The 12713-nt window shown below is 73.3% G+C and carries 12 protein-coding genes; 7 read left to right on the top strand and 5 right to left on the bottom strand.

Going from position 1 to position 12713, the window contains the following annotated elements:
* The first annotated feature begins 89 nt into the window (after positions 1-89).
* The 3 genes from hemG to Plo01_RS15340 all read left to right on the top strand — a co-directional run bounded on the left by hemG (position 90) and on the right by Plo01_RS15340 (position 3120).
* The gene (hemG, locus tag Plo01_RS15330) at positions 90-1541 is read left to right on the top strand and encodes a protoporphyrinogen oxidase (RefSeq protein WP_203891234.1); all 1452 of its coding nucleotides are present in this window, start codon (positions 90-92) and stop codon (positions 1539-1541) included.
* Positions 1542-1610: 69 nt separating this feature from the next.
* On the top strand, positions 1611-2318 hold the full coding sequence (gene hemQ / locus Plo01_RS15335; protein WP_373871689.1) for a hydrogen peroxide-dependent heme synthase: 708 nt from the start codon (positions 1611-1613) through the stop codon (positions 2316-2318).
* Between the two features lie 91 nt (positions 2319-2409).
* Positions 2410-3120, top strand: coding sequence for a hypothetical protein (locus tag Plo01_RS15340; protein ID WP_203891235.1), 711 nt, complete (start codon positions 2410-2412; stop codon positions 3118-3120).
* A gap of 266 nt (positions 3121-3386) precedes the next feature.
* Here Plo01_RS15340 and msrB read toward each other — a convergent pair whose 3' ends face one another.
* Positions 3387-3788 (bottom strand): peptide-methionine (R)-S-oxide reductase MsrB, encoded by a 402-nt coding sequence (gene msrB, locus Plo01_RS15345; protein ID WP_203891236.1) that lies wholly within the window; start codon positions 3786-3788, stop codon positions 3387-3389.
* Between the two features lie 451 nt (positions 3789-4239).
* Here msrB and Plo01_RS15350 point away from each other — a divergent pair, with 451 nt between their 5' ends.
* The 3 genes from Plo01_RS15350 to Plo01_RS15360 all read left to right on the top strand — a co-directional run bounded on the left by Plo01_RS15350 (position 4240) and on the right by Plo01_RS15360 (position 6977).
* Complete coding sequence (locus Plo01_RS15350; RefSeq protein WP_203891237.1) at positions 4240-4872, top strand: hypothetical protein; 633 nt, start codon at positions 4240-4242, stop codon at positions 4870-4872.
* 3 nt (positions 4873-4875) lie between these two features.
* Positions 4876-5571, top strand: coding sequence for a class F sortase (locus tag Plo01_RS15355; RefSeq protein WP_203891238.1), 696 nt, complete (start codon positions 4876-4878; stop codon positions 5569-5571).
* Positions 5572-5735: 164 nt separating this feature from the next.
* Positions 5736-6977, top strand: a complete 1242-nt coding sequence (locus Plo01_RS15360; RefSeq protein WP_203891239.1) for a beta-1,3-glucanase family protein — start codon at positions 5736-5738, stop codon at positions 6975-6977.
* A 43-nt stretch (positions 6978-7020) separates the two neighbouring features.
* Here Plo01_RS15360 and Plo01_RS15365 read toward each other — a convergent pair whose 3' ends face one another.
* The 4 genes from Plo01_RS15365 to Plo01_RS15380 all read right to left on the bottom strand — a co-directional run bounded on the left by Plo01_RS15365 (position 7021) and on the right by Plo01_RS15380 (position 12106).
* Positions 7021-9273: an acyl-CoA dehydrogenase family protein gene (locus tag Plo01_RS15365; RefSeq protein WP_203891240.1), complete on the bottom strand. Its 2253-nt coding sequence runs from the start codon at positions 9271-9273 to the stop codon at positions 7021-7023.
* 166 nt (positions 9274-9439) lie between these two features.
* Positions 9440-10879, bottom strand: a complete 1440-nt coding sequence (locus Plo01_RS15370; RefSeq protein WP_203891241.1) for an aldehyde dehydrogenase family protein — start codon at positions 10877-10879, stop codon at positions 9440-9442.
* Between the two features lie 78 nt (positions 10880-10957).
* Entirely contained in the window at positions 10958-11317 is a 360-nt protein-coding gene (locus tag Plo01_RS15375; RefSeq protein WP_203891242.1) for a hypothetical protein, read from the bottom strand.
* Positions 11318-11371: 54 nt separating this feature from the next.
* Positions 11372-12106 (bottom strand): pyrimidine reductase family protein, encoded by a 735-nt coding sequence (locus tag Plo01_RS15380; protein ID WP_203891243.1) that lies wholly within the window; start codon positions 12104-12106, stop codon positions 11372-11374.
* 127 nt (positions 12107-12233) lie between these two features.
* Here Plo01_RS15380 and Plo01_RS15385 point away from each other — a divergent pair, with 127 nt between their 5' ends.
* Positions 12234-12638 carry a hypothetical protein gene (locus tag Plo01_RS15385; protein WP_203891244.1) on the top strand — a complete coding sequence of 135 codons (405 nt, stop codon included), beginning with the start codon at positions 12234-12236 and terminating at the stop codon, positions 12636-12638.
* The last annotated feature ends 75 nt before the right edge of the window (positions 12639-12713 follow it).

The raw sequence follows: 12713 nt of genomic DNA on the forward strand, positions 1-12713 counted from the left end.
GTCACGATGGCGTCACGGTCTGCCTGCCGTGAGGTCACGGCGGAGGCCCGGAACGCGGGGGGACCCCGGTGGCGGTACGGTCTGGAGTCATGGAAGGGAACCGGAGCCATGTGGTGGTCGTCGGTGCCGGGATCGCGGGCCTGGCCGCCGCGTGGCACCTGCGGCGGGGCGGTGAGGACATCCGGGTGACCGTCCTCGACGGCGCCGGGCGGATCGGCGGCAAACTCCACGCGAGCGAGGTCGCGGGCGTCCCTGTCGACGCCGGGGCCGAGGCGATGCTCGTGCGGCGGCCCGAGGGCAAGGACCTGGCCAGGATGGTCGGTCTCGGTGACGAGCTGCGGCATCCCGGGGACGCCCAGGCCGCCGTCTTGACCCGCGGCGCGCTCCGGCCCATGCCGAGGGGGCAGGTGATGGGGGTCCCGTCCGATCTGGCCGCGCTGGCCTCCTCGGGCGTGCTCACCCCCGGCGGCCTCGCCCGCGTGCCGATGGACCAGATCCTCCCCGCCACGCTCATCACCACGGACGTCTCGGTGGCCGCCTACATCCGCGCCCGGATGGGCGGCGAGGTGGTCGACCGGCTGGTCGAGCCGATCCTCGGCGGCGTCTACGCGGGCCGGGCCGAGGCGCTCTCCCTCGATGCGACGATGCCCAGGATCGCCGCCGCGGCCCGCACCGAGCGCTCCCTGCTCGCCGCGACCAAGAAGATCGCCGATGAGGCGCCCAAGGACGCCGGGCCCGTCTTCGCCACGCTCCGCACCGGAATGGGCAGCCTGCCCGAGGTCGTCGCCGCCGCCTCCGGAGCGGAGATCAGGACCGGCGTGATGGTGCGGGAGCTGCGCCGCACCGGGCACGGCTGGCGCCTGGTCGCCGGGCCCGTGCCCGACCCGGAGATCATCGAGGCCGACGCGGTGATCCTCGCCACGCCCGGTCCCGCGACCGGCCGCCTGCTCGCCGACGAGGTGCCCAAGGCGGCCGCCGAGCTGGCCCGGATCGAGTACGCCAGCATGGCCGTCGTCACCCTCGCCTACCCGCGCGCGGCGTTCCCCGCGCTCCCGGCCGGGAGCGGCTACCTGGTCCCGCCGGTCGAGGGGCGCCCGGTCAAGGCCGCCACGTTCAGCTCGATCAAGTGGCCGCACCTGGCCGAGGCGGACCCCGACCTGATCGTGCTGCGCTGCTCGATCGGGCGGCTGGGCGAGGAGGCGCTGCTCCAGCGGGACGACGCCGAGCTGGTCGCCCTCGCCATGGCCGAGACGGCCGAGGTCGCCGGGGTGCGCGGGCTGCCCAGGGACTCCCGGGTGACCCGCTGGGGCGGGGCCCTCCCGCAGTACAACGTGGGCCACCTCGACCGGGTCGCCCGCATCCGGGCCGCCGTCGCCTCCCAGCCCGGGCTGGCCCTGTGCGGCGCGGCCTACGACGGCGTCGGCATCCCCGCCTGCGTCGCCACCGCCCGTACGGCGGCGGCCCGGGTCCTGGAGCACCTGAGGCTCGCGGGGGAGCGGAGCGATTCCCCTGCACGCGGGACCGGGGACTCCTCCGGATAGGTTTGACTGGCGGAGATCCCGATTCTCCGGCGAATCCGAACTTCACGGACCCGAACTTCTGACGAGAGGGTGAGGACGACGGACGCGAACCCGCGGCCCAAGGCGCGCGACCTGAACCAGGTGATCCGTTACACAATGTGGTCGGTCTTCAAGCTGCGCGACAACTGCCCGGGCAACCGGGAGGGCCTGGCCGACGAGGTCGAGGACCTGCTGACCCAGACGGCCCGGAAGGACGTCGTCACCCGCGGCGTCTACGACGTCGCCGGGTTCCGCGCCGACGCCGACTTCATGTTCTGGTGGCACGCCCCCACCGCCGAGGACCTGCAGGAGACCTACTCCCGCTTCCGCCGCACCGACCTGGGGCGGCTGACCGAGCCGGTCTGGTCGGCCATGGCGCTGCACCGCCCGGCGGAGTTCAACAAGTCGCACATCCCGGCCTTCCTGGCCGAGGAGGAGCCCCGCGGCTACGTGAGCGTCTACCCGTTCGTGCGCTCCCTGGAGTGGTACCTCCTGGACGACGCCGACCGCCGCCGGATGCTCGCCGAGCACGGAATGATGGCGCGCGACTACCCCGACGTGCGGGCCAACACCGTCGCCTGCTTCGCGCTGAACGACTACGAGTGGATGCTCGCCTTCGAGGCCGACGAGCTGCACCGGATCGTCGATCTCATGCGCACCCTGCGCGGGGCCGAGGCGCGGCGGCACACCCGGGAGGAGATCCCCTTCTACACCGGCATCCGCAAGCCCGTCAGGGAGCTGATCGCGGCCCTGCCGTGAGGCGGGGGCGGACGACCTGCCCGAAACACCCGGCATCTCGCCAGATCTTTGTCATACTCGGGAGAAATCTCCTGTCTGTGTGAGGACGACGGTGACGAGGGGCGAAGAGCTGGCACGTTCCACGCGGCGCCGGGGCGGGCGCCGCAGGAGGAAGGCCCGCAACCGGGCCATGGAGGTGTCCGTCGGGGCCGCGGCGGCGGCCGTCATCGGTCTCGCCGTCGGCGGGACGCTGTTCCGGGCGGACCCGGTGACGAGCGCCACGGCGGTGGGCCCGGGGGCGCCGGAAGGCCCGGCGGCCACGGGCGGGCCGCTGCTGTCGGGGGAACCCGCGAAGCAGAAGGCGCCCGCGGCGCCGTCCGGCGGAACGGCCCCGACGGGCGGCGCCGGCGGCCCGGACGCGTCCGCCGACTCCGGGAAGCGGGAGTCCGGTTCCGGGAAGGACGACAAGAAGAAACGCGGCCAGGCGGACCGGGAGGCCAGGGCGGAGGGGCCGTCCAGGCACACCGACGCGGAGGCCGTGTCCTTCTTCCGGCGGAGCGAGGCGGCCGGGCGGGTGAAGGACATCCGTACGGTCGGCGGATATCTCCGTATATACACGGACCTGCCGGAGTCGGCGGACAACTCCCGGCAGGCGCTGGAGCTGTGCGAGACGGGCCGGGAATACCTCGAGGAACGCGGCGTGGCGGACCCGGTGGTCTTCGTCCAGGCGGAGTTCGGCGAGAACGGCAATCCCGTCCTCGCCAACGTGCTGGGCCCGGGCGACTCCAGTTGCCGGGTCACCCACCCCGAGCCCGGGGGGTGACGGGCCCGCCGGTCACCTCACCCGGACGCGCGTCTTGCCGCAGACCGTGCAGCGCTGAGTGATCACCCTGCCGATGGTCTCGATGATCTCCCATCGGTGCCGGAGATGCACGGGAGCTCCTCACCTAGAGATCACGCTGCGAATGCGTCCGCGTGCTGTACGTGATGGACTTTACCCGTGCCTGACGGATACGTACCCCGGCGCGGCGCCGCCGGGGTACGCGGTGGGAGGGGGCGGGGCGGTGAGGGCGTGCCCGCGCCGCGGTCTCAGCCGGCCGGCTCGATCCTCAGCGAGACCGAGTTGATGCAGTAGCGGTCGTCGGTGGGCGTGGCGTAGCCCTCGCCGTGGAACACGTGGCCGAGGTGGGAGTCGCATCGCGCGCAGCGGACCTCGGTGCGGACCATCCCGAGCGAGCGGTCCTCGATCAGGGTGACGGCGTCCGATCCGGACGGCTCGTAGAAGCTCGGCCAGCCGCAGTGGCTGTCGAATTTGGTCTCGGAGCGGAACAGCTCGGCGCCGCAGGCGCGGCAGTGGTAGACGCCCACGGTCTTCGTGTCGACGTACTCCCCGGTGAAGGGCCGCTCGGTGCCCGCCTGGCGGAGCACCCGGAACTCCTCGGGAGAGAGCTGAGCGCGCCATTCGGCGTCGCTCTTGACCACCTTTTCCATGTCCCGCACTCTACGCGAACGTCCGGGGCCGGAGAAAAATCTTGAAGGTGAAGCATCCCTTCGCGCCCGTTTTAGCGTCTTTGTTGGCGTGGAGGGTTTTCGCCTTCCAGGTATGGGATGAGATCATCCGCGCGGTCGTCCAGGAGAGATGGGGCGGCCGGAGAGGTCACCGGCCGGGTGGCGCGCCAGCGCCCGGCACCGGAGGGCGAGGGTGGTCGCGAGGTCCGTCCCGTCGAGAGCCCGGTCCCGCCGCCGCGGTGACTCCGGGACGGACCTTCCCGTAGGCGAGCGGCTCCGGGGCGGGTCTCCCCGTGGTCGAAGGGCTCAGGACGGGTCTTCTCGTAAGTGACGGGTTACGCTTCGATCACATTACTTGACTCTCGGTCCAATAATGGCGAAGCTCTGCCGTGAATCGGGGCACACGCAGACCTTCGGCACCGGGAGCAGATCTGTGGCTATCGCAGGAGCGCGTCGCCTCGCGGCGGCGGGCGCGGTGACGGCATTCGTGGTCGGGGGCGTCGGCATGGCGGCCGGAGTGGGCACGGCGATCGCCCAGACGTCCCGCTCGGGCGGACCCGCCGCGGCGGCCACGTGCGAAGGAGGGCTGCCGTGCGAGTCCGCCTCGGGGGACTTCACCCCGGGCGACGCCCCGGGGCTCGACGGCGGCGCCGACGACGACCCCTGGGCCGACGGCGGCTCGGGTGACAGCCCTTCCTCGCCGGGGGAGAGCTCCTCCGGCGAGCCGAGTTCCGCGGATCCCGGCGACGGCTCCTGGTCGGAGGAGCCGTCCTCCGACGAGAGCTTCGCGAGCATCCCGCTGCCGGGCGAGTCCGGCTCGAAGGAGAGCTGGTCGGCGGCCCCCGGCGAGTCGTTCTCCAGCGGCCCCGCCTCCCTGCCGGCCAGCCCGTGGGAGCCGGCCGAGCACAAGAAGCGGAAGGTCCCCGTCGGCGCCCCGCAGACCGGGGCCGGCGGTCTCGCCGCGGACTCCGCCACCTGGCCGTTCGCCGTGGGCGGCGCGGCTCTGACGGTCGGCGCGGGGCTGGCCGGTTACGCCGTACGGCGCCGCCGGGCGGGTGAAGCGTAGCCGGTGCCACTGAGCTCCTCCCCGGTCCAGCGGCTCGCCCTCGGCGGGGCGGCCGTGGCCACCCTGTCCGGACTCCTGCTGATCTGGTTCGGCGTCAGCGGCATGATCTTCGACGGGAGTTCCTCGCCCGCGGCGGCGCGCTCGCCCGCGCCGACCAACATCCCGCGCCGCCTGCCCTCCCTGACCGAACCCGCCGACGTTCTGCTGCGCACGTTCGCCCAGCCGATGAAGAAGTCCGTCCCCCAGGCGGTCTACATCCCCAGGATCGGCGTGGCCGCCCCGCTGATGCAGCTCGGCCTGGACGCCCGGGGGGCCATCGAGAACCCGCCCCTGGAGCCGGCCAACATCGCCGGCTGGTACCGCCACGGCCCCTCCCCGGGCCAGCGCGGTCCCGCCGTCATCACCGGCCATCTCGACACCCGCAGCGGCCCCGCCGTCTTCGCCCGGCTCGACAGGGTCAGGCGCGGCGACCAGATCCAGGTCATGCGCTCCGACGGCTCCGTGGCGGTCTTCGTGGTGGACAAGCGTGAGCGCGTCTCCAAGAAGGACTTCCCCACGGCCCGCGTCTACGGGGACGTGGACTATCCCGGCCTGCGGCTCGTCACCTGCGGCGGCGTCTTCGACCGCGCGGCGCACAGCTACAAGGGCAACACGATCGTCTACGCCCATCTCGTCCGGGCCTACCACCCGCCCGGGTGACCCCCGCGGAAGGCCGGCGTCCTGCTCCGCCGCGGCGACGTGCGGTGCCCGCCTCCGACGGAGAGCGCTCTCTTAGCTGGGACTTAAATCATCCTTAATTCGTTGTTGCTTCAGAGAGCGCTCTCTATGCTGCGACTGCCCAGCAGACGATCGAGGAGTCGCTTATGCACACCAGACGGAAGACACTCCGCTGCCTGGCCGCAGTGGCACTGAGCGTGCCCGTGGCGACGGCCGCGGCGCCGGGGCGGGCCGCGGCGTCGGCGGCCCCGGAGCGGGCGGCGGTCCCGGCGGCGCGCGAGGCCGCCCCGCCGAGCCTGCTGCCGCTGACCGTCACGAACCGCTCCGGGCGCGGGGAGCGGACCTACGTCTACGTGCTCGGCACGGATCTCGCCACCGGCAGGCTCGGATACGCGAACGCGAGCGGCGCCTTCACCCCGTGGCCGGCCGGATCGATCCCGCCCAGCCCCGCCCCGGACGCCGCGATCCCCGGCCCGGCCGGGGGCGCGGCCACGACGCTCCGGCTCCCGCTCGGCATGTCCGGCCGGGTCTACGTCTCCTTCGGCGCGAAGCTCAAGTTCTTCCTCACTCCCGACGGGTTCGTGCAGCCGGCCCCGTGGGCGCCGGGCGACGCCAACCGGGACATCCTGTTCGACTGGACCGAGTTCACCTACAACGGCGGCGGCCTGTGGCTCAACACGTCGATGGTGGACATGTTCAGCGTCCCGCAGGCGGTCGAGGTGACCGGCGCCGACGGCGTCCGCGAGCGGACCGGGGACCTGGTGGCGAACGGCCGCGAGCGCATCTTCGACGCCGTGCGGAACCAGCCCGGAGACTGGGCCAAGCTGATCCACCGCCGTGCCGACGGGACGCGGCTGCGGGTGCTCTCCCCGCACAAGGGCATCGACACCGGCCTGTTCGGCGCCACGTACCTGGACGGCTACATCCGCTCCGCCTGGGAGACCTACCGGAGCAGGACGCTGACCGTCGTGCCGTTCGAGAACGAGTCCGGCAAGAAGTTCCTCGGCCGTACGGACGCCTCCGGCGTGATGCACTTCACCGACGCCTCGGGCGCCAGGGTGGCCTCCTTCCCCCGGCCCTCGACCAAGGACGTCTTCGGCTGCGACGGCAGGCTCCACGCGCCCAACGACTCCGTGGTCGGTCCGATCGCCCGCACGCTCTGCGCGGCGCTGCACCGGTCCACGCTCGGCTACCTGCACACCCAGCCCACCACGGATCCCGGCCGGTTCTACAAGCGGGCCGTCACCGACCACTACTCCGGGAAGCTGCACGCCCACTCGGCGGACGGCAAGGCCTACGGGTTCGCCTTCGACGACGTCGGCCACTTCGAGTCCCTCGTCCACGACGGCTCGCCGAGGTCGGCGGGGATCACCCTCACGCCGTTCTGAGGCCGCCCGGGACACGCCGCGCCCCGGGCCGGGCCGGGGAGGCTCAGGGATCCCTCGGCAGGCCCAGGGCGCGCTCGGCGATGATGTTGAGCTGGACCTCGGTGGTGCCGCCGCCGATGGTGAAGGCCCGGGTGGCGAGGATCATCCGGTTCCAGTACGGCGAGGCGGGCGCGAGCGACCAGCAGAACTCCGAGATCGCCTGGGAGTGGCGCATGCCGAGGAGCTTGCGGACGCTGGAGGCGGTCCCGGAGTCGCCGCCGGACAGCTGGGAGAGCGTGACCCGCAGGCCCAGGGCCGAGATGGACTGCCCCTCGGCCCACATGCGCCCGGCCTGCTCCACGGCCGACGGGCGCAGGGCCCCCGGGCCGCCGAGCTTGCCGACCAGCGTGACCATGTCGGTGTGCTGGGAGCCCGGGCCCCAGGAGTCGCCGAGGGCGACGCGCTCGTGGGAGAGGGTGTCGCGGGCGACCTTCCAGCCCCGGTCGACCTCTCCGACGACCAGGTCGTCGGGGACGAAGACGTCGTCGAGGAAGACCTCGTTGAAGATCTCGTCCCCGTTGATCTCCTTCAGCGGGCGGACGGCGACCCCGGGGGAGGACATGTCGACCAGGAAATAGGTGATGCCCTCGTGCTTGGGGGCGTCGGGGTCGGTCCTGGCCAGGCAGATGCCCCAGTGCGCGTACTGGGCCAGGGAGGTCCAGATCTTCTGGCCGCTCAGCGACCAGCCGCCCTCGACCCGGGTGGCCTTGGTGGCCAGGGAGGCGAGATCGGACCCGGCGCCGGGCTCGCTGAACAGCTGGCACCAGACGATCCCGCCGGTGAAGGTCTTCGGCAGGAAACGCTCCTGCTGCTCCCGCGTGCCGTACCGGACGATCGACGGCACGGCCCAGGCGGCGATGCCCAGGTTGGGCCGCCGGACGTCCCCGGCGCGGAACTCCTGGTGGATGACGACCTGCTCCAGCGGGGACGCGGCGCGGCCCCACGGTTCGGGCAGGTGGGGCATGATCCAGCCCTCGGAGGCCAGGCGGGACAGCCGGGTGAGCGGCTCGTCGGCCGCCAGCGACGCGACGGCGGCCCGGACCTCCTCCCGGAACGCCCCGGCCTCCCGCGGCAGGTCCGGCTCCATGTCCCTGCGGACCCCGCCGCAGGCCAGGACGGCCACCCGCCCGGCCCAGTCACCGGGGTCGCCGCCCAGCGCCCGCAGGGACAGCGCGCGCCGGTAGTAGAGGTGGGCGTCGTGCTCGTAGGTGTAGCCGATCCCGCCCAGGACCTGGATGGCGTCCGCCGCGCACCGGACGGCGGCGTCCGGCGCCAGCACCCCGGCCACGGCCACCGCCAGGAGGGCGTCATCCTCCGGCGGCCCCGCGGGGGCCGTGGCGCCGGAGGGGTCCCCGCCCGGGGACGTCGCCGCCGGAGGGCTCCCCGCTGAGGCGTCCCGCGCGTCGAGGGCGCGGGCGGCGTCCCACACGGCGGCGCGGGCCTGTTCGAGCGCGACCAGCATGGCGGCGCACCGGTGCTTGACGCCCTGGAACTGGCCGATCGGGCGGCCGAACTGCTCGCGGACCTTGGCGTAGTCGGCGGCGGTGGCCACCGCCCAGGCGGCCGCGCCGCACGCCTCGGCGCCGAGCAGGACGGCGGCCAGGCCGTTCACCAGGTCCGCGGTGATCCCGTCCAGCACCCGCCCGTCCGGCACGGCGCGCGCCGAGACCGCCGCCAGCGGCCGGGTGAGATCGATCCCCTCCAGCGGCGCGGCGGCGCAGTCCGCGCGGTCCAGGGCGGCCCACCGGCCGTCGGGGAGCGGCAGGACGAAGAGGTCCGCGCCGGGGGAGCCCAGCGCGGTCGTGAACCGGGCCGGGGAAGCGGTCCCCTCCGCGCCGCTCCCGGACTCTTCCCGGGCGGGTTCCCCGGCTCCGGCGTGCCCGTCCGGCGGGGCGGGACGGGCGGCGCGGGCGCCCCCGGGCAGGACGACGGCGGCGGTCAGCTCGCCGCGCGCCAGGCCCGGGAGCAGGTCGTGCGCGGATCCGGCGCGGGCGATGATCGCGGAGGCCAGGACGGTGGGGAGGAAGGAGCCGGGCGCGCAGCGCTCGCCGAGCGCCTCCAGGGCCACGGCCAGCTCCGTCAGGCCGCCGCCCTGCCCGCCGTGCTCCTCGGGCAGGTGCAGCCCGAACAGCCCCTGCGCGGCCATCGCGGCGCGGAAGGGCTCGTGCTCCATGCCTCGTGGCGCGATGTTCCGCGCGGCGAAGCCGCGGACGGAGTCGGCCAGCGCCCGGTGTTCCTCAGTGATCCCGATGCCCATGGGCCGACTCTAGAACCATATTCGGTTCACCGTAAGCCCCCTGCGGGATCGGCGGGGAACCGGCTCCGCGCGACCCCCGTGCGCGTGCCCGCGACCCCCGTGCGCGTGCCCGCGACCGCGCGTCGCGGGCACGCGGCCCGCAGGCGGGGACGGGGGCGGGCCGGTCTCAGGTCTGGATGATCGCGGCCTTCTCGCGCGTGTACTCCAGCACCGCGTCGTGCCCGTAGCCGGAGTCCTTGATCCCGCCGAACGGCAGCCCCGGCGGCATCTGCCGGAAGGTGTTCACCCAGACCGTCCCGCTCTGCAGGTCGCGGACGAACCGGTGGGCGCGGGCCAGGTCGCGCGTCCACACGCCCGCCGCCAGGCCGTAGGAGGAGTCGTTGGAGATCGCCAGCGCCTCGTCGTCGGTGTCGAACGGGATCGCCACGGCCACCGGGCCGAAGATCTCCTCCTGGCAGATCCGCAGGGAGTTGTCGGAGGCGGTGAACAGCGTCGGGGCCACCCAGTAGCCGCCGGGCAGGGACGGGACCACCTCGGCCCCGGTCCGGCCGCCGAACACCAGCCCGGCGCCCTCCTTCTCGGCGATCTCCAGGTAGGAGGTGACCCGCTCGTACTGCCCCGCGGAGACGATCGGACCCATCGTGGTCGCCATGTCGAGCGGGTCGCCCAGCGTGACGTGGGAGGCGATGGCGGTGATCCGCCCGATCATCTCGTCCCAGACCGGGCGCTGGATCAGGATGCGGGACCCGGCCACGCAGACCTGCCCGGCGTTGCCGGTGAAGACCGAGTCGACCGTCACGCCCCGGGCCGCCGCGTCGAGGTCGGCGTCGGCGAAGACGATGTTCGGCGACTTGCCGCCCAGCTCGAAGGTGAGCGGCTTGAGCGCGTCGGCGCTGGCCCGGGTGATGGCCTGGCCGGTCTGGGTGGAGCCGGTGAGGCTGACCTTGTTGACCCCGCGGTGCCGGACCAGCGGGTCGCCGACGTCCTCGCCCAGGCCGCTGACGATGTTGAGCACGCCGGGCGGGAACACCTCGGCCAGGAGCTCGCCCAGGCGCAGCACGGAGGCGCTGGCCTGCTCGGCCGGCTTGACGATGACGGTGTTGCCCGCCGCGAGCGCGTAGGCGGCCTTGGCGGAGAAGGTGGAGATCGGGGAGTTCCACGGGATGATGCACAGCGCCACGCCGTACGGCTCCCGCCGGGTCAGTCCCAGGCTGTCCGGGCCGAGGATCACCGTGTCGCCCTTGACCGCGTCCAGCACCTGACCGGCGGCGATCTGCCACAGGTAGGTCATGCCGGGCAGGTCCTTCTTCAGGGTGTCGCGCAGGATGCGCCCGTTGTCGGTGGTCTCGAGCCTGGCCAGCTCCTCGGCGTGCCGGGTGAAGACCTCGGCGACCTGGCGCAGGAAGCGCGCCCGGCCGAGCGCGGGCATGCCCGACCACATCGGGAACGCCTCCCGGGCCGCCGCCACGGCCGCGTCGGCGTCGGCCTTCCCGCTCGCCGGGATCCGGGCCCACACCTCCCCGGTGGCCGGGTTGACCGAGTCCAGGGTGCGGCCGTCGGCGGCGGGCGCCAGCCGTCCGCCGATCAGGTTGCGGTACTCGTTCACGCTTCAACTCCCGCGTCAGCCGTACGGAAACGTGACCAAGCGTACGCTTGCTTGATGTGGGAGGGGAAGGCGGTGCCCCTACTGTGCCCGGCCGCTCCTGACGAAGGCGATGTTCACCCCGATGATGCCGGCCCAGACGAACAGGAGCAGGTAGCTGGCCTCCATCGCGACCAGGGGGAGGGCGACCGTCGCCCCCACGCCCAGCACGATGGAGACGATCGCCAGCGCGAGCCGCTGCCCGGCGGCCACCGTGGGGTTGACGGCCGGGGCCAGCTTGCGGGCCTGGACCGCGACCCGCTCGTCGACCCGGCGGTCGATCTCCAGGTCCACTTTCTCCAGGAAGCTCTCGATCAGGGAGTCCTCGAACTCGGGGCCGAGGTCGCGGCGGGCTGCGACGGTGGCGCGCAGCTCGTCACCGGAGGAGGGAGATGACGTCATGGTCGAGATATATCGTTTTTTTCCGGTTTCTGTCCACCGACCCGGAGTCCCCGGTCAGTGAGATTCCCGGGCGTACCTGGTGAACAGGAAGCCCTCCTCCTCGATGACGTGGGCCAGCCGGAGACGGGTGAGCGCCCCGGCGCCGTCGAGGATCCGCGCGGCGCTCCCGCCGATCAGCATCGGGCTGAGCGTCAGGCAGAGCTCGTCGACCAGCCCGGCCTCCGCGAGCTGCCCGTTGAGCGTGGCCCCGCCCTCGCACAGCACCCGCCCCAGTCCCCGCTCGCCCAGCTGCCCGACCGCCGCCGCCAGGTCCACCCGGTCGTCCCCGGCCACGATCACATCGGCGGACCGGGCGGCCTCCGCCCGCCGCTCCGCGGGCGCGGCCTCGCAGGTGACGACGATCGTGCGCGCGTCCGGCTCCGCCTCGGTGAACAGCGGGGAGGCCAGATCCAGCTCCAGCCCCCGGGTGACCACGGCCACCGGCGGGGCGGCCGGGCGGCCCTCGCGCAGCTCCCGCCACGACTCCCGGGGCCGCGCCGGGCCGTACCCCTCGGCGCGGACGGTCGACGCCCCCGCCAGGACCACGTCGGCCAGGCCCCGGAGCACCCCGAAGATCCGCTTGTCGCCCTTGCCGGACAGCCCGCCCGACAGGCCGTCCAGCCAGATCCCGCCGTCGGCGCTGGCCACCATGTTGAGCCGGAGGCACGGGCTCGCGGGATAGGCGTACAGGCGGGCCAGATCGAGGGCGGACCCGGGCTCGCCGGCGGTCACCGGATGGATGAGGCGCATGTCCCCACCCTGTCACAGCGCCGGTCCGCGACTGATCCGACATCCTGCCCATAACGGATTCGACATCGTAGGTGACTTCAGCTGACTCCCGTTACATGATCTGTCATAAGAGATCAGGGAGGACCGTGTGGGGCTGATCGCGATCGTGACGTGGCTGATCACTGCGATGGTCGGGATTTACCTGCTCTATCTGTGGCTGTCCGGCGGCGGCCTGCAACAACAGGCGACGAAGGTGACCCGTTTCCCCACCGTGCTGATCTTCGCGCACCCGATCCTGGCGGTCTCCGCGCTGGGCTCCTGGGTGGCCTACGTGCTCACCCTGGAGAAGGTCTTCGCCTGGCTCTCGTTCGGGGTGCTCGCGGCGGCCGCGCTGCTGGGCTTCGTCATGTTCACCCGCTGGCTGGGCGGCGGGCGCCACGCCCGCGGCGCCGAGCAGCGGTTCCCGGTGGTCGCCGTGCTGCTGCACGGTCTGGCCGGGGTGACGACGTTCGTGCTGGTCCTGCTCACCGCCACGGTCGCGGCGGGAGCCTGACCGCCGCGCGTCCTCGCACGGCCCGCGCCGGCTGCCGCGCGGACGCGCGCGACGGCCGGAACCCCGGAAGCGGAC

Source organism: Planobispora longispora (assembly GCF_016863135.1).
In the GTDB taxonomy this organism is placed as follows: Bacteria; Actinomycetota; Actinomycetes; order Streptosporangiales; family Streptosporangiaceae; genus Planobispora; species Planobispora longispora.

Coding starts and splice junctions, on each gene's coding strand:
- Plo01_RS15375 (WP_203891242.1), bottom strand. CDS start 11,317: ATGACGTCATCTCCCTCCTCCGGTGACGAGCTGCGCGCCACCGTCGCA.
- msrB (WP_203891236.1), bottom strand. CDS start 3,788: ATGGAAAAGGTGGTCAAGAGCGACGCCGAATGGCGCGCTCAGCTCTCT.
- hemG (WP_203891234.1), top strand. CDS start 90: ATGGAAGGGAACCGGAGCCATGTGGTGGTCGTCGGTGCCGGGATCGCG.
- Plo01_RS15360 (WP_203891239.1), top strand. CDS start 5,736: ATGCACACCAGACGGAAGACACTCCGCTGCCTGGCCGCAGTGGCACTG.
- Plo01_RS15380 (WP_203891243.1), bottom strand. CDS start 12,106: ATGCGCCTCATCCATCCGGTGACCGCCGGCGAGCCCGGGTCCGCCCTC.
- Plo01_RS15365 (WP_203891240.1), bottom strand. CDS start 9,273: ATGGGCATCGGGATCACTGAGGAACACCGGGCGCTGGCCGACTCCGTC.